22 protein-coding genes and 1 riboswitch are annotated in these 21,770 nt (G+C 64.7%); of the genes, 14 read left to right on the top strand and 8 right to left on the bottom strand.

Translation table 11 applies throughout. The features are described 5' to 3' along the window. Positions 1-187: 187 nt before the first annotated feature. Together AC1DWC_RS10665 and AC1DWC_RS10670 are read right to left on the bottom strand one after the other, a co-directional pair. Positions 188-1,039 (bottom strand): hypothetical protein, encoded by an 852-nt coding sequence (locus tag AC1DWC_RS10665; RefSeq protein WP_477907834.1) that lies wholly within the window; start codon positions 1,037-1,039, stop codon positions 188-190. A gap of 462 nt (positions 1,040-1,501) precedes the next feature. Next, positions 1,502-2,161 carry a DUF3293 domain-containing protein gene (locus tag AC1DWC_RS10670; RefSeq protein ID WP_477907836.1) on the bottom strand — a complete coding sequence of 220 codons (660 nt, stop codon included), beginning with the start codon at positions 2,159-2,161 and terminating at the stop codon, positions 1,502-1,504. Continuing rightward, positions 2,156-2,273, top strand: a riboswitch (SAM riboswitch). It overlaps the preceding gene by 6 nt. Before the next feature lie 34 nt (positions 2,274-2,307). Between AC1DWC_RS10670 and AC1DWC_RS10675 the strand changes: the two genes are divergently transcribed. The 5 genes from AC1DWC_RS10675 (at position 2,308) to AC1DWC_RS10695 (ending at position 5,236) form a co-directional block, all read left to right on the top strand. After that, positions 2,308-2,736, top strand: coding sequence for a DUF7229 domain-containing protein (locus tag AC1DWC_RS10675; protein ID WP_477907838.1), 429 nt, complete (start codon positions 2,308-2,310; stop codon positions 2,734-2,736). Positions 2,737-2,898: 162 nt separating this feature from the next. Continuing rightward, positions 2,899-3,168: a hypothetical protein gene (locus AC1DWC_RS10680; RefSeq protein WP_477907840.1), complete on the top strand. Its 270-nt coding sequence runs from the start codon at positions 2,899-2,901 to the stop codon at positions 3,166-3,168. A gap of 22 nt (positions 3,169-3,190) precedes the next feature. Next, positions 3,191-3,832 carry a vWA domain-containing protein gene (locus AC1DWC_RS10685; protein WP_477907842.1) on the top strand — a complete coding sequence of 214 codons (642 nt, stop codon included), beginning with the start codon at positions 3,191-3,193 and terminating at the stop codon, positions 3,830-3,832. Between the two features lie 59 nt (positions 3,833-3,891). Next, on the top strand, positions 3,892-4,308 hold the full coding sequence (locus AC1DWC_RS10690; RefSeq protein WP_477907844.1) for a hypothetical protein: 417 nt from the start codon (positions 3,892-3,894) through the stop codon (positions 4,306-4,308). A 31-nt stretch (positions 4,309-4,339) separates the two neighbouring features. Next, positions 4,340-5,236, top strand: coding sequence for an arginase family protein (locus AC1DWC_RS10695; protein WP_477907845.1), 897 nt, complete (start codon positions 4,340-4,342; stop codon positions 5,234-5,236). 47 nt (positions 5,237-5,283) lie between these two features. Here AC1DWC_RS10695 and AC1DWC_RS10700 read toward each other — a convergent pair whose 3' ends face one another. Beyond that, positions 5,284-5,592: a hypothetical protein gene (locus tag AC1DWC_RS10700; protein ID WP_477907847.1), complete on the bottom strand. Its 309-nt coding sequence runs from the start codon at positions 5,590-5,592 to the stop codon at positions 5,284-5,286. Positions 5,593-6,065: 473 nt separating this feature from the next. On the opposite strand from AC1DWC_RS10700, the gene AC1DWC_RS10705 reads away from it, so the two are divergent. The 5 genes from AC1DWC_RS10705 to AC1DWC_RS10725 all read left to right on the top strand — a co-directional run bounded on the left by AC1DWC_RS10705 (position 6,066) and on the right by AC1DWC_RS10725 (position 11,265). After that, the gene (locus tag AC1DWC_RS10705; RefSeq protein ID WP_477907849.1) at positions 6,066-7,097 is read left to right on the top strand and encodes a phospholipase D family protein; all 1,032 of its coding nucleotides are present in this window, start codon (positions 6,066-6,068) and stop codon (positions 7,095-7,097) included. Between the two features lie 231 nt (positions 7,098-7,328). Beyond that, the gene (locus AC1DWC_RS10710) at positions 7,329-7,652 is read left to right on the top strand and encodes a hypothetical protein (RefSeq protein ID WP_477907851.1); all 324 of its coding nucleotides are present in this window, start codon (positions 7,329-7,331) and stop codon (positions 7,650-7,652) included. 1,136 nt (positions 7,653-8,788) lie between these two features. After that, on the top strand, positions 8,789-9,211 hold the full coding sequence (locus AC1DWC_RS10715; RefSeq protein ID WP_477907853.1) for a hypothetical protein: 423 nt from the start codon (positions 8,789-8,791) through the stop codon (positions 9,209-9,211). A 300-nt stretch (positions 9,212-9,511) separates the two neighbouring features. Further along, positions 9,512-10,381 carry an MmpS family transport accessory protein gene (locus tag AC1DWC_RS10720; protein ID WP_477907855.1) on the top strand — a complete coding sequence of 290 codons (870 nt, stop codon included), beginning with the start codon at positions 9,512-9,514 and terminating at the stop codon, positions 10,379-10,381. 449 nt (positions 10,382-10,830) lie between these two features. Beyond that, positions 10,831-11,265: a hypothetical protein gene (locus AC1DWC_RS10725; RefSeq protein WP_477907856.1), complete on the top strand. Its 435-nt coding sequence runs from the start codon at positions 10,831-10,833 to the stop codon at positions 11,263-11,265. Between the two features lie 683 nt (positions 11,266-11,948). On the opposite strand, the gene AC1DWC_RS10730 is transcribed toward AC1DWC_RS10725, so the two are convergent. Further along, the gene (locus tag AC1DWC_RS10730) at positions 11,949-12,533 is read right to left on the bottom strand and encodes a hypothetical protein (protein WP_477907858.1); all 585 of its coding nucleotides are present in this window, start codon (positions 12,531-12,533) and stop codon (positions 11,949-11,951) included. Positions 12,534-12,736: 203 nt separating this feature from the next. Here AC1DWC_RS10730 and AC1DWC_RS10735 point away from each other — a divergent pair, with 203 nt between their 5' ends. Both AC1DWC_RS10735 and AC1DWC_RS10740 read left to right on the top strand, forming a co-directional pair. Next, positions 12,737-13,141, top strand: a complete 405-nt coding sequence (locus AC1DWC_RS10735) for a hypothetical protein (protein ID WP_477907860.1) — start codon at positions 12,737-12,739, stop codon at positions 13,139-13,141. A 220-nt stretch (positions 13,142-13,361) separates the two neighbouring features. Next, positions 13,362-14,309: a hypothetical protein gene (locus tag AC1DWC_RS10740; protein WP_477907862.1), complete on the top strand. Its 948-nt coding sequence runs from the start codon at positions 13,362-13,364 to the stop codon at positions 14,307-14,309. Positions 14,310-14,460: 151 nt separating this feature from the next. On the opposite strand, the gene AC1DWC_RS10745 is transcribed toward AC1DWC_RS10740, so the two are convergent. Then, a complete protein-coding gene (locus AC1DWC_RS10745) occupies positions 14,461-15,036 on the bottom strand; it encodes a helix-turn-helix domain-containing protein (protein ID WP_477907864.1) in 576 nt (191 codons plus the stop codon). 388 nt (positions 15,037-15,424) lie between these two features. Continuing rightward, positions 15,425-15,883, bottom strand: coding sequence for a hypothetical protein (locus tag AC1DWC_RS10750; RefSeq protein ID WP_477907866.1), 459 nt, complete (start codon positions 15,881-15,883; stop codon positions 15,425-15,427). A 227-nt stretch (positions 15,884-16,110) separates the two neighbouring features. Here AC1DWC_RS10750 and AC1DWC_RS10755 point away from each other — a divergent pair, with 227 nt between their 5' ends. Next, positions 16,111-17,235 (top strand): SHOCT domain-containing protein, encoded by a 1,125-nt coding sequence (locus tag AC1DWC_RS10755; protein ID WP_477907868.1) that lies wholly within the window; start codon positions 16,111-16,113, stop codon positions 17,233-17,235. Between the two features lie 943 nt (positions 17,236-18,178). After that, on the top strand, positions 18,179-18,436 hold the full coding sequence (locus AC1DWC_RS10760; protein WP_477907870.1) for a hypothetical protein: 258 nt from the start codon (positions 18,179-18,181) through the stop codon (positions 18,434-18,436). Positions 18,437-19,723: 1,287 nt separating this feature from the next. Here the strand turns inward: AC1DWC_RS10760 and AC1DWC_RS10765 are convergent. Together AC1DWC_RS10765 and AC1DWC_RS10770 are read right to left on the bottom strand one after the other, a co-directional pair. Beyond that, the gene (locus AC1DWC_RS10765; RefSeq protein WP_477907904.1) at positions 19,724-20,770 is read right to left on the bottom strand and encodes an IS110 family RNA-guided transposase; all 1,047 of its coding nucleotides are present in this window, start codon (positions 20,768-20,770) and stop codon (positions 19,724-19,726) included. Positions 20,771-21,235: 465 nt separating this feature from the next. Beyond that, positions 21,236-21,649, bottom strand: a complete 414-nt coding sequence (locus AC1DWC_RS10770; RefSeq protein WP_477907872.1) for a hypothetical protein — start codon at positions 21,647-21,649, stop codon at positions 21,236-21,238. Positions 21,650-21,770: the final 121 nt, after the last annotated feature.

The following is a 21,770-nucleotide window of genomic DNA, read 5'->3' on the forward strand; positions in this document are numbered from 1 at the left end:
GCATTCGGCGAGGTGGCGAGGTGGCGGGCGGCAGATCGTCTCGCTGACTTCGCCGGCCGTTGCCCCCGATCCAGTCGGCCGGCCCCCTGATATCCGGCGTGCGGGTACGTTCGGTGCGACCGCACCGATCCCAGGAGACCGTGACCGGTACCCGAAAGTTGGTCTTCGGTCGCCGCCGAGTCGGGCGTCAGTTTTGCTGGCTCAGCCACCACTGCGCCATCCGCGCCCGGTGCGCCTGGAGCAGGACCTGCTGCTCCAGCAGACCCGGTCTCGCGATGAGGTTCGGCAGGAAGGTTTGGAATGCAAGGCCGTTCCCGTCGTCCATGGCGTCCGGGCACCACGCGCCGAGCATCAGCGGTGCGTTGACATCGCCGTTGGCTTCCCAGGCGTTGAGCCCGTTGGCCAGGGCGAGCGCACGTTCCTGACCGGGTGACACGGGGAGCCTCAGCAGAACAAGTGCGCCGTTTCCGGCGACGGGATGGGGCTGGTCGGTGAAGACCTGCACCAACGCGGTTTCGGCGGCGTGGGCATTCGAGCCTTGCATGACGCTCGGTGTGTTGCCGGTGAACGGGACCTCGCAGGTCAGTCCGGAGGCGTCGGACATGCCCATGAAGCCGTAGTTCGCGGCGAACTGACCCAACCCTTCGACCAGTTCGCCCGCGAAGCGGGAGGGTTCGCTACCAGCGGGGCCGACCTCTCTGGCCGGAACGGACAGCAGCTCGTCGAGTTCGGGACGTTGGCCTTGGGTCGGGTGGTTAGACAGTGCCGGTCGACCGGCCGTTCCTTCCGCGACTGTGGGGGCACGATTGTGGGCTTCGAGGTTCTGAAGTATCGCCACGAGCGGGAGAATTGTCGCCAACAGTTCGACGTTGTCCTCATGGACCGCGACCGTGCAGCACTCGGTGATCGTGCCGGCCGACGGGTTCCACACCAGCGCGTTCATGGTCTGGTCGAGGTTCGCCGCGGCGACAACGAGTTCCGGATTGGTCGCAGGATCAACGTGTTCCGCGACGTCGGTCCAGATCCGCAGAACGCACACGTCTGTGGCGTCCTGGCGGACCGGTGGGCCGACCTCGACGTGCTGTGCGATGCGGTACGACCACCAGGTGAATCCACGTTCCCGACGTACCGACCACGGGTCGGTTCCGTTCAGCTGCTGATGTAGATGCGTGAGCAACCGACTTCCGACGTCCACCATGCCTGTGACCTTCCATGCCGTCTCGACCGAGTTGACCGGTCGCGAGTCCTCTCGTGTCAACCACCCCTGACCTGTCCGGCGGCCTACCGGCCTGACGGCTCGGCGAGCGTCCGAGCTATCTGGATGCCTGTGCACTCGGTGGTGACGAGCAGTCCTGGTCGGTGACCGCGACGACCCGCGTTCTGAGAAGGGTGGAAGCGCGTGGTCGTGATCATGCCGGACGTGGCACTCTGCCCCCGGTGCGACACGGCGGGCAGTGGTGACCGGCCCGCCGGCCATCGTGTCCCGCTGCCGCGCCGTCACCTACTCGTGCAGTGGACCGGTGGATTCACGGGGGTGGGCGGGTTCCCACCGCCAGCCCCGGTGGGAATCCCGGTCGCCGGCACACGCCAACAGCGACCAGCGGGGCCCGTTCCAGGCGAAGACGGCGACCTGCCCGAAACGGGCGCCGAGATCGCGTGCTTGTCGGTCGGTCAGGCCGAACACCGCGCGACTGTCCTCGCTGTGATCGCCGGTGAAACTGGACCCCACCGCGGGCATCGACCGGATTCCGGCGGCATGCAGGTGGCGGTCGAGCACGAGCATCCGCGCGCGAGAGACGTTGTCGGGTTCGGGATCCGGTTGGATCGCGGTCACCACGTGTAGCGGACCGAACGGGGGATCGGGTTCTTCGTCGCTCTCGCCGAGCGGCCAGACGACGCCACCACCGTTCTCGGCGGTCTCGAACCGCACCATCGTGTTCAGGTAGAACTCCCACGGCGTTCGGCGCTGGGCGCGGTGGGCCAGATCGTGGCGCGGTGTCCACATGAAGTCGTCGTATTCCTGCATCACTTCAACTAACCAGCCGGCGAGGGCCGGTGCTGCGATAGGGGGACAACAGTCCACTTTCTCCGCAGTTGTTGCGCGAACGCAGTTGATGCGGTATGATGAATCATGTTGGGCCGGAAGGCCTGACAGCTTCACGAGATGCGGCCGCCAAGCTCCGACTTGGCCGTGCACCAACCCCAAGGCGTTTCCGGGGTGGTTCGGATGACGAAGCGGCTCACCGTCAACTGGCGGCGAGCAAGTACGCCCCCGCTTGCGGCGGGCATCACCGCAGGAGAAACCGAATGAGCGACGCACTCACCCCCGTGACCGACTCGATTTCCGGAAATTGCCAGGCGGGGGCAGTCGACGCACTCCACCCGGTGGCGCCGGCCACCACCACCACTGCCGCCGCCACCACCACCGCCACCGCCGACCGGCTCGCTGCACTGCTGGCCGCCAATGCGTGCCCGAAGACCTACTCGACTGCCGAGGTTGCCCGCTTCTTCGGGAAGACCGACCAGTGGGTGTACTGGGTGCTGCGCGAAGGTGTCACCCGCGCAGACGGCAGCCTCATCGAGCCCGACCGCGTGGGCAAGAGCAACCGGCGGCGCTTCACTGAGTCCATTGTCGAAGAGATTGCTGTCGCGCTTTACCGGCGTGGAACCCTCGGTCACGACGGTGCCTGCCGGGTCCTCGACAAGCTCGGTGCCGCGGAGGGGCTGGTGGCCTGAGTCGGAAGGGTATGGCCACAGCTCTCCGTCATCCGCAGTTATTGCGGTGTCGCAATAACTGCGGTATCATGGGTCATGTCCAACCGATACGCCCGAATCCGCGACGAACTCGCTCACGCCGAATCCTCCGATCCGCCAAACGCATTGGAGCATCTCCGGGTCGTGCTGGAAGAGGTGACCAAGCTGCTCGACGAGCAGCTTGCCCACGCGGTCCTCGACGACGAACTGTCCCTGCGCTCCGCGGGAGCGAAGGCGGGTCTGACCGAGAATGCCGTCGGCCCACGACTGGGACTCACCCCGATGCTCGCCGCCTACGCCCGCCCGGACGGCCGGGTGACCGCCAAGGAAATCCAGCAGGCCCGGTATGACAAGAAGGCTGGCGTGCTCGCCGCCCCGCAAACGATGCGGTTCAAGCCGCGCCGCAAGACCTGAACCCCCGACGAAAGGACGCTCCGTGGCCAACCTGGACCTGACTCGCCTCGTGTTCCTGCTCGACCGCTCAGGCTCGATGCACAGCATCAAGTCCGATGTGGAGGGCGGTTTCGCCGCCTTCATCGATGACCAGCGCGCCGCCGCCGGCGAGTGCACGGTGACCCTCGCCCAGTTCGACACCGACTACGAGGTCGTCTACCGCGATGTCTCCCTCGACGAGGTTCCGGTGCTCGACCTGCAGCCACGTTCGAGCACCGCACTGCTCGACGCGATGGGTCGGCTCATCACCGAGGTCAGCGCCGAACTCGCGGGCCTGCCGGAGGATGAGCGCCCGGGCACGGTGATCGTTGCGATCATGACCGACGGCCTGGAGAACGCCAGCCGGGAGTGGACCCGGCCGGCGATCAAGAAGTTGGTGGAGCTGCACACGAACCAGTACGACTGGCAGTTCCTGTACATGGGTGCCGATCAGGATGCCGTCGAGGTCGGCGCGCGGCTCGGTGTCAAACGTGACCAGTCGCTGACCTACAGCAAGGGCAAGTCGCGCGACGCGATGGCCGCTGCCTCGGCCAACATCCGCAGCTACCGCACTGCCAAGACCGCCAACCCCGCCGCCGTCATGCCTGAGTTCAGCGACGAACTACGAGCAGCGCTCGACGACTGACACGCACACCATCCGGTGCGCGCCCCTCGGGGTCGCACGGTCCGACAAGGAGGTACACCATGGCATCTGTTCGGGGACCACGGTTCCTCGCTGACCCCGAAGGGGAAGCGAAACGCTTTGTCGAGCAACTCGAGTCGGAATCGGCGGCACGGTCCGTCGCTCTGCCGGCGCGTTACGAATGGCAGTCCGGCTACTGGTGCGCAGTCAAGAACGGCACCTGGCCGAACGTCACCGGCTGGGCCGAGCATCGACAGGTGCAACGGATCTTCGCACCGATGCTTGACCAACTGATTACCGAAGGTGTGCCGAAGGACGCAGCATGGCGGCGCGCCAGCGCCTACGCACAGGCAGAAATGCTGGCACGGACCACCGCACGCAAGGAGGCCAGCGATCGGTACAACGCCCAGATCGAGGGCGTCGCCACGTCGGATGACACCAGAGCGGACAGCGAACCGGCCAACACTGTGACCGACTGAAACCCACGACCAGAACCGGGACGGTGCCGACATGAAGATCTACTACAGCCCTGACTATGTCGGCGCCGCCTACGGTTTCGACACCACCCGCAAGGCCGCATGGATTGCGGATTCACTGGCCGACAGGCCGATCGAGGGCGTCGAAATCCTCACGCCGCCGTCGCTCACTTCCGACGACCTCGAACGCGTCCACGACGCCGAGTACATCCAGGCAGTACAGACCGGCGAGCCGCGGTACATCGCCGAGTCTCAGGGATTCGACTGGGACCCAGCGCTGTGGCCGATGGTGCTCGCATCCAACGGCGGCGTGCTCGCCGCCGCACGCAGCGCCCTCGAGGACGGCGTCGCCGGGTCGCTGTCGTCGGGGTTGCACCACGCGAAACGTGGCCGTGGGGACGGTTTCTGCACGTTCAACGGCCTGGTCATCGCCGCGAAAACCCTCCTCGACGAGGGCGCCGTCAGCTCCGTCCTGATCCTCGATCTCGACGCCCACTGCGGCGGCGGAACCGCGCAACTCATCGACCATGACCCACGGATCTGGCAGGAAGACGTCTCCGTCGACGAGTTCGACCACTATTCCGGTCACACGAACTCGGCGCTGTGGGACGTCGACCATGCCGAGGACTATCTGCTCACCGTCAAGCGGGCCGTGGCCCAAGCCGACCGGATCGGACCATTCGACCTGTGCCTGTACAACGCCGGCATGGACACCTATCAGGGGTGCGGTATCGGCGGCCTCGACGGGATCACCGCCGAGGTTCTCGCGCAACGCGAGCGGATCGTGTTCGACTGGTGCCGTCAACGAAGCCTGCCGGTCGCCTTCGTCCTGGCCGGCGGCTACATCGGATCCCACCTCGACCAGGCGACACTCGTCGACCTGCACCGACTCACCCTTGCCGAAGGAGCCCGCGTGACCACCTGCGTCTAAATGACTCGGCAGCATCCACGACCAGGGTCGAGGTCATAGTCCCCCTGCTATCGGCCGGTCGGGGAGCGTGGCGGTTCGCCCAAGTGGTTCGGCCAGGGCCGCAGTCCTTCTCGGACCTGCTGGTACTTGATCGGCTGGTCCGGCGTCAGGTTCACCAGTCGTGTCTTTCGTACCCACGATTCCGGCACCCAGCCACCGGTAGCGTTCCGCCGCGCAATCACTGCCGGGGCAGGGGAGTACCAGCCCTTGTTCTGGCCGATCGAGTCGAGTTCGCCGAGCGAGTTGGATTCGTAACAGGGCGGGTTACCCGACACCATGAAGTGTTTGACCGACTGCCAGAGCCCGTACGTCGCCATGCGCGGAATCGTACGTTCCCTACCGCAGCAGTGAAGTCCGTCACCCAGGCGCAGCGTGGGGCCGTCTGGTTCAGGTCTTGGGTCTGTGGTGGCTGCACCGATCGGAGGATCGGCGGCAGGTTGTCGGGGACGAGGGCCTCGATCTGGGAGAGTCCCCTGGGGTGGCCAGGTGCCATTCGCTGCCGATACGCACCAGCGCGGTGAAGCCTCCGTTCCTGGAAGCGATCCCGAACTCGGGTTTCAGTGCTTCAGCGAGGGCGGCGAGGGTCAGTTCGTACTCGTCCGGCGAGGCATGCCTGGAGGCGACGACTGCCGCGGCCGTGCAAGCAGCGCCAGGTGTAGCCGCAGGCCGGGACAGCGCAACCATCAGGTCGAAGTGGCTACGTCGAGGCGGCGAGCCTGACGGCCGCACAGTGCGCGACACGCGGTCGAAACAGCAATCGAGTGAACGGACATGCGTCTTCAATAGTCGGATGAGCTTCGATTTCGTTGGTCCCGACCCCTGGGGTGAGATCACAGCTGCGGCCCAGACCCCGGGCCCACGCTATGCGGCGGTGGCCTTCCTCGGACCTGCATCGCCGGCGATGCTGCCGCTCAAGCGTGGCGACACGCTGGTGGTGAATGCGTCAGATTCCGCGGTGCGTTCACGGTCGACGAGCCCGGAGGCGATCGCCGCATATCTCGAGAAGGGCGTCCTCGTCTACGGCGAGGGTGAGCTACACGCCAAAGTCATCGCCACCGCGACCAAGGCCGTGATCGGGTCCGCGAACGCCTCCGCCCGATCACGCGACCGAACGATCGAGGCAGTAGTCGTCTCGGACAGCAAAGCAATGGTCACCAAGGTCCAACGATTCGTCGGCGACCTGGCAGACGAGAAGAAGCAGCTGACGAAGGCGGACCTGCCGCGGCTACGGAAGCTGTGGGACGAGGGGGAATCGAACGATCCAGGCCGGGCGGTACCCGGGGTGAATCGGGACCCGGAGGGATTGATCGAGGACTTCACAGCCGGCTTCGTTCTGCAGCAGTGGACAGAGGATCGCAGCGTCGACCCAGGGACGGAAACCAAGGTCAACAGGAGGCTCTCCCGGGTCCCTCGCGACCCGCACATCGGCGTCGACTGGTTCGTCCTCGATGACAACGATGAGGGATTCGCCGTCGGAACTGTGCTGTTCGAGATCGACGACGTGGGCATCGAGCCGCCGCGCGTCGTCACCGGACCGCCGACACCACTGCCCGATGACAGCGGAAAGCGGTACCAGGCATACCGCTTCGTCAACTCCGACGCTGGCAACTACGCCAAGTGGGACGAACTGGAAGGTTCGATCGAACCCTTGCGCGCAATCGTCGAGGACGACGATTGGCACGTCGATCGGTGGTGCCGCCCCGGCGCCTTCGCCGATCCCGACGGTATCGGGGAAGCGCTGCTCGCGCTGTGGGAGATCGAGATACCGGCGATGGGCACCGTGAAGGCAACGCGGCGTCACCTACGCCGACGTCAGCACTGACCACAACGAGATCCTCCGCCTCAATTGAGGTTCCGGACTGGCAGGGACAACGAAGGAGACGGGACGTCGCCTCCCTCGCGGTGAAACGGCGGCACACGGCAGACCACGCAGGACGACCACCCGCGCACCGGCGACGGCACCTTCCTCGCGATCGAGCAGGTGACCGGTGACGGGCCGGCGTCGAACCGGATCGTCGGGGAGGGCGGGGGTGCTGACGCATAGGCTGCACCCGTGCGGGATCCATTCGAAGTTGCCGAGGACCTGGCGGAGCACGTCAGGCACGGTGTTGACGATCTGGCGATGTCGCTGATCGACGAGTTCGTGGAGGCCGGCGAGCCCACCATCGCGGTGGAGATCGCCGTCCACGCCGCTGCGACAACAGGTCTGGCCGTGTCCCAGGATGTGATTGCCGACATCACCCGAATCTGGCTCAGTGGCTCGTACGACCTCAAGCGGATAGCCGGCATCGTCACCGGGGTCGAGAAACTGGCGGCGGACACGGCATCGCTCTGTCCTGGAGTTCGCGACCATAGCGCTGGAGACCACCCCCGGTGAGGGGCGAATCGTCATAATCGCTGCTATCGATGCCTAACGGCACGACATCGCGGGCACAACATTCAAGTCCGGCGGGAGGCCGGATTCGGGAGCGGATCAACGCACGGAGGAGCCGAGAAAGCTTCAATCAGGCGGCGGATCCGAACGTGACGGATCCGAATCCAATCTCTCCTGGGTCCAGCGGATGGGTAACCGTCACCCGAGTTGAAGGACTGGGAAACGACATGGTCTTTCGATGATCAGACCCCCAGTAGTACGTGGGCGATCCGTAGGTGTTCGAACAGACCCAGTAGACGTCGTACGTCCCCTCTGCCACATCCGCCCACGAGAAGTCGCGGGCGTCAACGGTTGTATAGGTGATGTCCGGCGAGCCGAAGGCCGGGCGATGACTGGTATCCCCTGCCAATTCACCCCAGGACGTGCACTCGGTGTATGCCCCGTACTGGCTGCGGATCTGGACCAGGACGGATCCGTCGGTACTGGTCACTGATCCCGAAACCGAATCCGAGCGGACAACAGCATCCGCCGCCGAGGCTGTGCCACTGCAGCCAACCGAGATGCCGATCAGGGCTGCTGCACCTCCAGCAATGAGCTGACAGAACCTACGCATCGGTCCTCACTTGGCGTCGGAAAATGTTCGTCAATAACTGGGCGAACTGTAGCTGATCAGAGATTTCTGACGTAACCATGGTTGCCGCCTGTCATCTGATGGAATGACATGCTGGACAGTAATTCTCGGCTCTCCTCGTCTGAGGCAGCGCCTCACGGCCTGCGCGTGACGCGAGAGTTCGCGGCTGTGGCATAGGTGGGCGGACAATCCGCGCAGCGCCGACAATGCACGGGAGACCGGGCCATCGGGGACGTAGACGATGCGTTCGACGTACCCTCGAGATCGCTAGAAGGCTCCTGCGCCGATAGTGCTCCGTGGGGTGGTGGACACCGGGGCCGGCGGGGATGATCGGGCCTCGATCACGCTGACAGCAACTGTCCAGTAAACGAATTCAACCAGATTCATGTACATTCCCCTCAATCACTAACGGGCTCCGGAGTGGATCGCGGGTTGTGTTGGCACCCGGAACCGAGTCGACTTCTGGCGAGTTCGGCCCAGGTAAACCGAGGATAGGAGACCCCGCTCCATGAAGCTCCGCAAGCTTGCCCCTGTCGCTGCCGCTTCCGTAATCACCGTCGCCGCAGCCACAGTCAGTGCTGGCACCGCAAACGCATACGGTACCTACCGGCCCGGCGACGAGATCGTGTCCATCGTCGGATGGGGCGGCCCGTCGAGCTGCATGGCGTTCTCCTGGTGGGAGGACAACGGTCAGCTCGGCACCGGAACGGTGTGCGGTGGAGTCGCCCAGCACCGCTTCGTCGCGCAGCAAGGTCGTTGGGTCGGTCTCGAGCCTCGCGCAGCGTCTGACACCGCGATCTCCTGCACCGTCTACAACGCTTCAAACGGCCAGGTCCTGTATCAGAACTCCCACTACTGGGACACGATGAGCGGATCCGTCGACGGCATCCTCAACACGCCCAGCAATTTCTGCATGGTGCAACTGCGCTGATCGACTGCGGCACGTCGAGGCGCGGTGGCGTCGGATGATCCGGCGCTAAGGGTTTACCGCTGGCAATGGCTTGTTCTGGGGGATGCTCGCCGGGCCGCCCGCGACCGGGTTCGGTCGGCCGCTGCATCGTTGGCTGAAGTGTTGCTGGTATTGATACACGGTATGAAACGAACCGCGCAGCTTCTTGCTGCCGCTGCGGCAGTGCCACTATTGGCTGGATGTGGCGGCGGCTCTGAGGGATCGTCCACGACCCAGGCCCAGCCTGTCCCCGGCGATAATGGATCAGCTAGCACGGCGGTCGTGTCGAACCTGCCTGCGCCAGTGCAGCTGGGTGTGCCGTTTGTTGTTCGTGACGGCTCAGGAGTCGACCACGCCAAAGTCACGATCACGGCCGTCGAACTCGATCCGCAGTGTCCGAAGGACCCATCGGAGTCGTCATACGCTCGCGCGTCCGCACGGGGGCACTTCGTCTCGGTGGAGATGGACGTCGAGACCCTTCCGCGGTTCAACTCGGCCCTGTTCGGAACTCCCTCAGGCCACGACTTCGAAGTCAGGGATGACTCCGGATACGTGGACCTGGCGGTGAACACAGACGAGCAGTACTGCTTCGAGTACGAGCAGATCTTCCAGCCGATGACCGCTGGTGGCCGTTACCGCGGTGTGGTGCTACTCGACACGACGAGGGGGGCCTCGGAGCTGGTGTATCGGCCATTCGGCTTGCTTGGTGTGCCCGGGTGGATCATCGAGGTCGATGCGTTCGCCGGCGACGCGCCGCCCCGCGAGCCTTTGGGGATGCCTGCAAACGAGTTCACTGTGGCGCCGATGTACACACCGTCGTACGAGCCTATGCCGACCATTGTGCAGTCGCCGTTGGCGCCAGTTGCGCCGTCTGACCAGGCGAAGACCGTTGTCTACGAGGTCATCTCCAACGGAGCGCTCAGCAGCGTGACATGGTTCGACGAGGACAGCGCCCTTCAGCAGGACACTTCGGTCTCCGCCTCCTGGTCGAGGACCGTGAAAAACTCGTCGACCTACGTGATCGCGGGGCTCGGAGCCCAGACCAACGGGACCTCGGTTACCTGCCGAATCACTGTGGACGGGACAGTTGTCGATACCCAGACCGCAACCGGTAAGTATGCGGTCGTCAACTGCACCGACCCGATGTCGTGAACTCCAGTGCCGGGTTGGAAGGGTGGTACCGGGCCTCGAACCCGTGCCGGGGCCACCCCGTCCTTGCCAGCAGTGTTCCGAGATGGGCGAGGTGATTTGGCGTCTCTTTCGGGGCCACTGCCAGGCGAGACGTCGTAGTCGCTGTTTCAGGGGCTGCCTCTCCGCTACCTTCGGGGAGTCCTCCGTCGGGGAGGTCAGCCGAAACATCATCGCCGATCATCGCTGGCAACTGCGTCGTACTACACGTACGAAGCCGCCGACCAGGAGCGCTCAGTTGACGTAACAGGAAAGCCGCCGCCGCCGGTATAGACAAAATGAAGCGATGGTGTTTAGCAATCACAGCGGCAGCGGCGTTCGCACTGGTCGGATGCAGTACTGACCCGGCCGCATCCAGCGAGCAAACCTCAACCACACTGCAGTCCCCGACCTCGACGACGTCAGCGAGCACAATGACGACGCTCGAGCCCACACCCGCAGCAGCGCAGGAAACCACCGAGCCGGCACCAACGCAGGAACCGATCGCGACAGAGACGGTCGTCGCACAGGAGCCGGTCATCGTCGACTGCCAGCCCGGGATGGGGCCGGTCACAACGTACTGGTCCGATGGGTCTGTGACCGGGTACTCCGACTACTGCCAGTCTGTCCACGATCGGGCAGTGCAGGCCGAGGCCGCAGCGAACACCCCCGTCTGCGATGGAACCGTCTGCACATATCCGAACGGCGCGCAAATCCCCGACCCGAACGCTCAGCAGGTCATCGTTCCGTACACGTGTGGCTACGACGTGCTCTGCGATAACGCGGGGAACGTCATCCCAGGACCGGAGACCGGCGTGATGCTCGGGAACGGATGGATGTGCGCAGGAAACGGCTGCACCCGCCCCTAGCCAGCCAGGGAACTCGGCGGTTCGCCCAAGTGGTTCGGCCAGGGCCGCAGTCCTTCTCGGACTCGCTGGTACTTGATCGGCTGTTCGGGAGTCAGGTTCACCAGGCGTGTCTTCCACCTCCACACACCTACCGCACGACTACCTTGCGGGCTCAGCGTACTGAGCAGCCTGCCTCAGGAAGCGGGCATGCGCCCGCCGCTGAGTCTTGACCTGATCGGGGTCAGCGCCCCTTCCTCAACTTCCCGTACTCGTTCACATAGACGGACAGCTCGGCACTGAAGTCTTCGATCACTGCACCGTTGTCGTCTTCAACCCACCAACGGACCAGGCTGGGTAGGACTAATCATTCGAGCGACTTGTGGGTCACGGGGGTCGGGGCCGAGCCGGGGGAATGTCATACCGCTGTTACCGGCAGGAGCGGGCACCGGCCGACCCGCCTGACCGACGTGGTGACGATGGTCAACCGAGGGTGAGGCCAGTGCGCGGTCACGTCCCCGGCGACGTGAGTAGGGGAGAGGCCTGTGGTCGTGCTCCGCGACACCGTCGGCCCACCGTCTCGATACGAGCGAGTCGGTGAACAGGGTAAACGATCAATATCCGCCCGTTTTTCGGCGGTTTCTACGGCAACCCCGGGGTGGATCGTCGGTGATCGGAGCAGCTTTGAGCCTTGATTCGCGAACACACTACTGCGCCCAGACGTAGCCGTAGCTGGGAAAACCGGGGGCTGGAACGCAATAGGCTACGACGCGGTCGCTCGTGTGGCCGGTCGATCCTTTGATGCAGGTCGTCCCGAGAGTGACGGTCAGGCCGTGCTCGGGAGGCAGCGGTGTGTTGAGATCGTACGGAGCCACGGTGGTCGTAGAGGTCTCGACGTACTCAGGCACGACCGCGGTTGGTGCGGGTGGCGGCAGTGGAACCTCGGAGAGGCGAGGCTTCTCGGCGACACAGTTCGACGAGAACCCTGTTGTCCCGTCGCTCAGCAGTGTCGCGCCGGTGGCATCGGGGATGCACCGAACGAAGTACGGCTTGGCGCCCGGCTTGGGCTGTGTATCCGGCTCGACGCTGGGGGTGAAGTCTTCTGACGCCGGTGCAATCTCGGCTGGTGCGATCTCGGCTGGTGAGACGAATGTGGGCGGCGGTGCAGCCGGAGCGCTCGCGATTATTGGCACTGTGGCCGGCACGGTGGTGGCCGGCGACGGATCGGCCGGGGTGCTGGCGCACCCAGTGAGAGCTGCGAGCAGCACCGGTACGATCAGGGTTCGTCTCACAGCCGGTCCTCGGTTCTCGGGTTCGAATCATGTGGTCGTCCGACCCTGAGGCACGGCGACGCGGGAAGTATATGTACCGCTACCAGCCCTCGGCTCCGGACATCGGCGAATTCTGGGGCCCCTCGGTAAGGGTGGAATCAGCATGTCAGTCGTTCGACTGACAGTTTGCTGTGAAGTTGCTTCCGATGTGGTAATTCCCCTTCATGAAGATTGCCCTCGTTGCCCTGTCGATCGTTGCGCTCTGCGGCGCCACCACCGCATGCAGTAGTGAAGACTCGGCGGAGGCGACCACAGTGTCGTCCACGCCGGCGCCCACCACGACAGTGAAGCTGACCGGAGACGACCTATTCGTCCAGGAACTGCGCCTCGGTGGGATCTACCCGCAGCCCTCCCAGGTTCCCCTCCTGACCCCCGCAGCGAACGGGAACTGCGATGCGCTCGCAAGCACCACGCTGCCCGACAGCCAGAAGTTCGACAAGATGGTCGAACTTTCGATGATCATCGGCAAGGGGAAGAACATCTTCGAGAATGTCTCCACCGCGGAGACGTTCATGACGGCATCCATCCGGGCTTACTGCCCCCGGTTCGAGAACCTCATACCTGCCTAGCTCGGAGCGACCAGTCAGCTGTGAGGTGGAGGCTGGTCAGGACACTGTTATGCGGAAATGATTCTGAGTCAAGGTGATCGAAGGGCGAGAGATGTTTGATCGAGGAGTTCGGGCGGCGCTCACCGGTGCAGCGAGCCTGTTGGCCGTTTCGTGCGGGACGGGCGCCACGCCGGAGGCGTCGGAGACGGCATCAGCCACATCGAGTCCATCGACAGCAGTGGTGACAACCACTCCCAGCCCGGGGAAGATCGCGCCGTGCGGCAGCGACAAAGGCGCGCAGCTCCCTCCGAGCGACGGCAGCGTTGAAGCAGTCCTGGCCAAGGCGAGCGTCACAGACGACATGGTGTGCGGCCTGGGCCAGGTGATGGACGCCGCGGGATACGGGTTCGACAACCGAACGACGACGTACGCCGAGCGTCTCAACTTCGCTTTCATCGAGTTGGACAACTGCAAGGAGGTCGCGAGCGGGTACAAGACCTGGGCCGAGATTGTCAACGAGGAGGTTGAGCAGGGCGCGCCGCGTAGCGAGTCCAGCCGCCTCAACGGCTACCTCGAACGCGACTTCTGCCCCGCCGCGGAACTGCGTAGCGAGGGAGTGCCAGCGGCCAGTGACCTGTCATCCGGCACGGTCGACGAGAACGGGATGCGCGGGATCTACTCGAAGATCGGCTGGTATGACGGACGATTCGAGCCGCTCCCTGCGATCGAGTGCACGTCACGGCTCGGCGAGTTCACGGGCGAGGGCCGAGCCTATCGCTTCGATGCCGACACCATTCTGTGTGTCGAGGTGCCCGGGTCGAACCGCAGCGGCTCCGACGGCTACACGTGGAGCGCACGGCTCGCATTTACCACACCGCTGGGCGAGGACGCGGCGCTGAACAGGGCACTGCAGCTCGTCCCTGACGACGCCGTGGAGGAGAGCCGCATGCTCGCCACCAACGGCGAGGGGCCGAATACCTGCCGCAGCGTCGACTACCGGTCGCGACAGATCGGTGAACTGGCGGGAACGGCCAAGCCGATCGAATCCGACGACCTCGAGTATTTCAACGTGACGCTGTACTCGGATCGCCAGTCGTACTTCGGATCGTCCTCGCCATACACCGGCACCGCCAACGCGGCATACCTGTACACATTCCGAAGCAACGACACCATCGATCCAGCGTGCTGACTTCGTAGGGCACGCGCTGTGAGGCAGCCGCCTCCGTCTGGTCGGGGGTCGGGGAGCAGATGCATCGAATCCGGCGCTAAGAGACAGCGAGTGCAGGGCCTTGAGTCGACCGAGCGATCTCGCCCGGCAGCGTCGGTCGCCCGCGTGCCGCTCAGCGGGCCGGGGTGAACTGCCATGCCGGCAGCTTCCACGCCCGCGCGTCCTTGAGCCCGACCAGTCGGTGCTCGGCGAGCATGTCGGACACCGTCTGTGGGGAGACGCCGAGCAGCGCAGCCGCCTCCGGGCGGGTGAACGAACTGGCCAACTGCGCTTGCCTCTGTTCGACCTGGAGACGGAGGTTCTGCCGCTCCAGAGCCGCGGCTTCCTCGTAGGAGACCGCCGGCCCCCAGTCGTTGTCACCGTTCCCCGGCGGATCCGAAACCGCGACCTTCTCGCCGGCCGAGAGGGAGGCCTGCTGCCGCATGAGCAAGGCCACCGCCTGGGCGGCCTCGCTCATCGGCCCTTGCACCTCCTCGGAGAGCGCCCGGAGGGCGTTAGCGGCCGCTGCGTCTAGCACTGTCAACCGACTGACGGCGGCAGCAGCCTCCGTCAGTCGACCGGAGAAGTGACGCATTTCCTCCAGGCATTTCCGGAAGCCCTCCCCATCGAGAATGTCCTCCAGCAACTGCGTAATCTCGGCCGCCGCGCGCAGCTCCTGCGGCACTTCTGACTCGGGCCGTCGTGCCATCTGGCGTTCACCTTCAAGCTCCTTGCCAGGGTACGCGCGATGTGCGCGCCGACGACGGGACTGCGCTGGGCGACACCTCGGACTGACCTGTCCGCCACCGCCCACTCGCCGACCCAGCGCCCCGAGATTCCCGCGAAGGGAGTCCCCGGGGCGGTCATGGGTGTTGACCCCGCAGGGCGATGCATGGACGCCCCAAACCTCCACGCTGCATACCGTTCTGGGGCGCGTGGCCATGGCCATCTCGGCCCGATCTCATCGATCTGAGCCTGTTCGAGTCGGTTGTCGCACCGTGGCGGGAGTTCGTGCAAGGCGTCCGCTGACCGGGCCGGGGCCGCCGCCGGCGAGTGCTGGCGGATCCGCGGCTCGTTCAGGTCTGCTCGGTGGTCTTTCAGTTGGCCGGCGGCGGGGTGCGCTTCGCCTTGATCTTCCGCTTGTAGACGAGGTATCCGACGCCGACACCGATCGCGAGGACGACCGCGAGGGTGCCCCATTTGCCGTCCTGATAGCTGGTGATGACGCCGGTCACCCACAGGAGCAGGACGCCGGCGTAGATCCAGAACTTCTCCTTCGGCAGGAGTCCGCCGCCCTGTGCTTTCCGTGCGGCGGCCGTCGCAGCGGCGTCCGCACGCTTCTTCTGGCGCTGCTCCCGAGACCAATCGATACTCTCCTGTCGCCGCGCCTCGGCCCTCGCGGCCTTCTCAGCCCTTGCCGGGGCGCCCAGCGCGTAGGCCTGGTCAGCCTGCATCTTCTTGGTGATCTTCAGGGTCTTCTCGGCTGCCTGAGCCGTTCTCTCGGCGGCCTCGCGGGACGCCCGGTCATTGCAGTGAAAGCAAGTGGGATCAAACACGATATGAGTTCGGCAAGTCGACATTTCAGGAACAGTAGGGAGGTCATTTCCTGACCAGAGATACCGACCTGGGCGGCACTTGTCGGCGGGCCGCCTCGCGCATCTGTCGCGCACACGGGCCGCGCCCTGTCATTTCAACGACCGACAGTGGATTGGAAGTGGGCGGGATGTCACGCAGTCGGGTGCGATGATCCGTCGACACGATCTTCCTCGAAGACAGGACACGTATGGCACCGCAACTATCGCCCCGCCTCAAGGGAAAGGCCGCCGAGAAATGGATGGCCGGCCTGACCCCGCTCCTCCTTCCGGGCGAAACGGTGTGGGCGCTGGCGCGGACGAACCAGATGAAGCCGATATTGGAGGGCATCGCGATCACGAACGCTCGCCTCGTCGCGTTCGTCGGATCCGAACTCGCCACACCCCGTTTGAGGGTGACCATCGACGCCGACAAGCTCGGACGATACGAGGTCGTCAAGAAGTTCACCGGATCCCAGTTGGTCGTCACCACGACCACCCAGGAATCGATCTCGCTGGGTGTGGTCGATCCGAAGGAGATCGACTTCGTTCGGCACCACATCGACCACTTGATCGCCAGCGAGTTCCCAGCGGAAGTCCGTGAATCTGTCCGGGAACGTGACGCCGCCGCAGCCGCACAGCGGGCTGCTGCCGCCGCCACCGCCCAGCAGGCGGCCGCGGCCGAACAGGCCCGCCTCAGCCGCCGGGGCCAGGTCGACATCGTAGGCGGCGACCTGAAAGAGCGGGGCTGGACGGCCCTCGCAGACCATTCGGCACCTGATGAGCTGCCGTGGTTCATCCTCAACGGCGAGTCGGCCGGCTTCCTGGCCGCGTTCGAGGATCGCCTGATCATCGCCAAAGTCGGCGGAATGGCCGGTTTCATGTCGGGATCGCTGGGCGGCGGCCGGGTGACAACCTTCCCCTACACCGACATCACCAACATCGAGTTCAACAGCGGAATGCTGAACGGGGTCCTGGAAGTCCTGACACCGAGCTACCAGGGAACCGGGAACCACGACTACTGGCGCTCAACCAACAAGGAGCGAAACAAGGCGGCTGACGATCCGTGGACCCTGTCCAACTGCCTCCCCCTGGCCAAGGTCATTCACAAGGAAGCACTGCCCCGCATCAACGAGATGCAACGCAAGATCGCCGACGCAAAGCGACCGCAGATCGTGGTGCAGCATGCACCAGCTGCCGCCGCGACCGTACCGGCAGGAGGCCTCGCCGAGGAGCTGCAGCAGTTCGCTGATCTGCACAGCCAAGGCCTGCTCGACGCCGAGGAATTCGCCGCCGCCAAGCGCGCCGCGATCGCCAAGCACACCGCCGGCCACTGACATTGTTGTGGCGTCGCTGGACCAGAACGGCGACGCCACGACGGCGCCCGCAGGTGCGGCGAGCGGCTCAGCGGGAGACGTGATCAGCGTGGACTGCCCGGCCCCTCGTCGTCCCCCTCGCGGGCGGCTGCGACGCAACCCGCAGCCACCACCAGCTCCAGCTCGAGTTCATCGTGGCCGCCGTCACTCGCAGAGCGGACCGTGATCACCGCCAACCACTGGGCATCATCAACTGAATCCAGGCATGCTGGGCCGCCGGCATGAGGCCTTCCGGCCTCAGTCCGTCGGCCCGGACACGAAGACTGATGCGGTCCGCTCGGCGGCTACCGCGGGCCAGGAGGATCGCCCGGTCGATGTCCACCAGCACTCGGCGAGGCGGGTCGAACCGGTGGATCGTGGACGACCGCGGCGGCCGCTCACCCCCAGCGGATCGAACATAAATTCGATTATGCACCACCGCCGAGGGGTGGCGCGAGGCCGGGCCTCGGACGGTACCTGTGCGGTGCCGGCCATCCTCACCTCGGGGTCGAGTGGGCCTGACCCGGTTCGCTGAGCGGTATCGGGGCGGGTCGCGGCGTGGCCGACACCTACTCTGAACATCTTTCGACGACACGAAGGTGATTCACGGGGGACTCCTCAGCATGTACCTCAGAAGCGCCCAGAAGAAGTCGCGGCAGCGCAACAAAGCAACGCTCGCCAAGCTGGAGATCGACAGTGGCACACGTTCCTATAACAGGCTGGTTGCAGAGACAGAGCGCCTGAAAAAAGCTCCACCAGGAGGCCCTTGACCGCGGCGACACCGAACTGGCGTACAAGTACGCCCTCGAAGGCAGCTACGCAGCCAAGGCGAGCCAGGACGTGTGGCTGCGGAACCTACGTCGGGAGTGTCGCAGTTGACGCTCGCTCAACTGGACCGCGTCAACGAAAGCAAAGGTGATTCACGGTGGGACTCCTCAGTAGATACGTCAGCAATTCCCGAATTAAGGCACGCGAACTCAACAAGGAATCAGCCGCGAACATCGCCCGCAGCTTCAATCGCAAGTTCATCGAAGGCCTGGGTGAGGACGTCACCCGCCACGAAAGGCTCGCCAAGGAGGCCTGCGAGCGCGGCGACTACGACCTCCAGCGGGAAAATGACAAGCAGGCCGCTATGTCCAGGAGAGCGGGATACGACGCGTGGGTCGACAGCATTCTCCGCTGACGCCCACTTGGCCACCCTGGAGACCTGAACGTCGGTTGTCGGCGGGCCTGGATGCGTAGCGCGATCCAATCCGTGCGACATTCACAGGAAGCTCGCCTCGGCGTGCGGTAGCTGTCCATCGGGACCCGGAGAGGCAGGAGCTGGGCCGGTGCATGCCGGCAATCGCCGAAGGCTGTCCACCGCGCGGCGCATCGAACATAGTTGCGACTATGGACTACGGTGGTGGCATGGCGCCGGGTCGGGTAGCGGAGGGTTCCTGTGTCTGCTGTCAACCCCCGAGCATTCGAACACCGGCCCCACGATCTCGGTGCGGGTCGACGAGGGAAGCGTCGTCCCAACGCTGAGGTGGCCATCACGACGAGCCCCGTAAGTGCCATCAGGTTGGCCGGCCAATCGATGAGTGTCACCGATTCTTCGTATCCGGTTGGATAGACAGCTCGGCAGTTTGCGCTGACCAGAGGTGACCAGGCTCGCGTGAAATGGGGCTCGAAGCTGTAGACAGTCCAGGCCGCGGTGCCCGGCGGCTGAGGAAACGTGTACCCGGCGCAGAGGACGAACGGCGAGGTCACAAGGTAGGCAGCAACATAGACGGCCAGCCCGACTGCAAGTCCGAGCACGGCTACGGGTCGACGCATCGTTCGAAGGTAGTCGATGCCCGGGCGGTAGCTGAGGGAAGCGTCGACCCACACCGTTCTTCGAGGAGCTCGCCCTACGTGACTGCGTGTCTGATTCGGGGACCCCAGATTAGGGTTGCTACATGCCGTGGAACTTCACGACCGATGAGGACTTTTTCGGTGGCCGCGAGGTGGTGAGCCGAACCTACTCACCTACGCAACCGCGGATGACGCAGCATCATCGGCAGTTGATTGAACTGTTCGATCGGCCTACGGAGTCATGGTCGTGTCGCGCACTTCATGCATGTCTCGAGAGTGTCGCCAGGAATTCGTGGTCCATGGTGTGGGGTGTCGGTGTCATCGACGCCTGGGTTGAAGGAGATGTGGCGTTCTGCGTGGTGTACCGGTACCACAGGCACCCGAGCACATTGGGTATTCGTCGAACGGTGGACGACTACCCGAACGGTGCGGCCGCTGAGGATCCTGTGCGGTTCGGGCAGGACGTTGCCACCGGAGACCTCGGCGAGCCGCTGGGAACCGTGGCGCGGAAGTTAAAGCCAGACGCCGCTGGTATCCATTGGTGGGGATCGCTGGGAGAGTCCCTCCCAGTCAACCCAGCTGAGCGCGAAACTTAGCGGCCGGATTCAGGTCGAGGTCGGCGCAACTCCTCGAATCAAGCGGTGAGTCCAAGTTCGCGTGACAGTTGATAGTCGTCGCGCATGGTGCGCCAGAGCTTCTTGGCGACTTGCCGTTTGAGGCATCGCATGGCCTCGCGGGAAGTCTTGCCTTCCGCCATCTTGCGTTGGTGGTAGGCGTATCCGTCGCTGCTGGGCGTTCTGGCTTGGGTGACGGCGACGATGTGGATGGCCGAGTTCAGGGTGCGGTCGCCGGATCGGGACAGTCGGTGGCGCTGTTTGTCGGCGCTGGCGACCTCGATCGGTGCGGTGCCGCTGTAGTTCGCGAACGCCGCCTCGTTCACGAACCGGGTGGGATCGCCGGTGCGGGCGAGGATCCGTGCTGCGGTGACGATGCCGACGCCGGGGATCTTCAGGAGCTTGGTGCCGCTGGCGGCAAGCTCGGTCTTGATTCGGGTGGTCATGTCCTCGATCTGAAACCGGGCCCGCCGCAGGTCGCCGACGATGTCGAGGGCAACGTTCTTGCGCATCGCGTCCGCCGTGGTCTCGGGCAGGAACGCCTTGAGCTGGCTGGCGGCGTCCTCGGTGTCGAAGGCGCGTTCAATCCCGCCCGGGAACAGCTCACGAAGCAGGGCGTGGAGCTGATTGACGAGCCGGCCGTTCTGTCTGACCAGATCGACCCGGCGTTCGTCGAGGATTCGCAGCACGTCGGTGTGGCCTTCCGGGGCGACCGGCCGGAAATCGCCCTGACTGAACGCCACACACGCCGCAGCTGCTGCGTCGATCCGATCGTTCTTGCGCCGGCCACCACGCGAGAGCTCCCGCACCCGGGCGGTCGCGGTCGACGGGATATCGACGACCGCCTCGCCGCGGCTGATCAGCCACTGCGTGAGGTGATGACCGAGGCCGGAGGCGTTCTCCACGGCCCAGATCCGGTCCGGCCATGCCTTGGACCAGCTAATCAGCTGGGCGTAGTCGTCGAACGACGACCTGATGCGCACTGATCCGAGGTCCCGGTTGGTTGCCGGGTCGACCGCGGTGGCTGTGTGGGTGGACTTGTGCGGGTCGATACCGATCACGATCACCGTGGCGTGCGCCTTCCGTGCAGGTGGACGAGGGCATCCGCTGTCGGCATTCCGACTTCCGGCCGCCCGGGAAGGGTGGCGTTCCTGTGTTGAGCCAGGCAGCGAACGGAGACCGTGGGGAGGCAGAACCCTCTTAGAGCCAACCCTCCGGCCGGACGAGTGACAGGAAGCCATCGAGCTATCCCCACGGTCACCTACGGCACGCTACGACCCGTCGGTTCGAACACGACGCCGCTCCGACATACAAGTCGGAAGTCGCCGCCCAACCCGGGCCTGATCGCCACGATTCGGCGGGGTCCGACGCTCCCGGGTCACCCGACTAAGAAGAAACCTAAGAGTTCATGGAGGGTTCGCGGCGGCGGGACTACTGGGAGTCCGGTACCTGGACCCGCAACTCCATCCGGTTTTGAGCTGTGATTGGGGGGTGATGGCACGCCTCGGTCTCGGAGGTGTGTGCTGGCGGTTCTATGACTTCCGTTTTCCCAGTCCAGGGAGACCGCCGGAAGCTGTGCGGATGTATCTGGATGTGGAGCGGCTGGCTCGGTCCTTTCTGTCGGCGGCGATCATTACCGCCTGTCGATTCCGCTGTGCTTCGATCCGGATAACGAGTTCTTGTTGGGCAGCAGTCAATTTCCTGACTGCGGGAGCACCGCCGTCGTCGGCGTGCTTGGGTTGTGCAGCTTTCGCCTTCCCTTCACATCGGCCGCAGACAGTGGACTCGTGCGCTCGGACGTCGTCGAGCACTTCATCTGATTCGTAGCGCTCGAAACCGGCGGGTAGCGGTTCTCCACATAGCGCCGTACCCAGCGCGGTCACCTGGTGCCACTTCCGGGCCTTCTTCTTCCTGATGAGCGCCCACTTTTTGGTCTCGCCGGTCATGCGCCCGGACGCTACCGGGACTGCGCACTTCATAGACAAGAACGGTGACACTAGGTACGAAGGCTGGACACCAACAGGCACCGTTAGTTAGAGCAGATCTTCAACTCAGTGGACTAGCTAG

It is taken from the genome of Rhodococcus sp. P4_C10 (assembly GCF_056402135.1).

Bases quoted from the DNA above. Each gene is read 5' to 3' on its own strand.
- AC1DWC_RS10675 (WP_477907838.1), top strand. From the start codon at position 2,308: ATGAGCGACGCACTCACCCCCGTGACCGACTCGATTTCCGGAAATTGC.
- AC1DWC_RS10690 (WP_477907844.1), top strand. From the start codon at position 3,892: ATGGCATCTGTTCGGGGACCACGGTTCCTCGCTGACCCCGAAGGGGAA.
- AC1DWC_RS10695 (WP_477907845.1), top strand. From the start codon at position 4,340: ATGAAGATCTACTACAGCCCTGACTATGTCGGCGCCGCCTACGGTTTC.
- AC1DWC_RS10700 (WP_477907847.1), bottom strand. From the start codon at position 5,592: ATGGCGACGTACGGGCTCTGGCAGTCGGTCAAACACTTCATGGTGTCG.
- AC1DWC_RS10705 (WP_477907849.1), top strand. From the start codon at position 6,066: ATGAGCTTCGATTTCGTTGGTCCCGACCCCTGGGGTGAGATCACAGCT.
- AC1DWC_RS10715 (WP_477907853.1), top strand. From the start codon at position 8,789: ATGAAGCTCCGCAAGCTTGCCCCTGTCGCTGCCGCTTCCGTAATCACC.
- AC1DWC_RS10725 (WP_477907856.1), top strand. From the start codon at position 10,831: ATGACGACGCTCGAGCCCACACCCGCAGCAGCGCAGGAAACCACCGAG.
- AC1DWC_RS10735 (WP_477907860.1), top strand. From the start codon at position 12,737: ATGAAGATTGCCCTCGTTGCCCTGTCGATCGTTGCGCTCTGCGGCGCC.
- AC1DWC_RS10745 (WP_477907864.1), bottom strand. From the start codon at position 15,036: ATGGCACGACGGCCCGAGTCAGAAGTGCCGCAGGAGCTGCGCGCGGCG.
- AC1DWC_RS10755 (WP_477907868.1), top strand. From the start codon at position 16,111: ATGGCACCGCAACTATCGCCCCGCCTCAAGGGAAAGGCCGCCGAGAAA.
- AC1DWC_RS10770 (WP_477907872.1), bottom strand. From the start codon at position 21,649: ATGACCGGCGAGACCAAAAAGTGGGCGCTCATCAGGAAGAAGAAGGCC.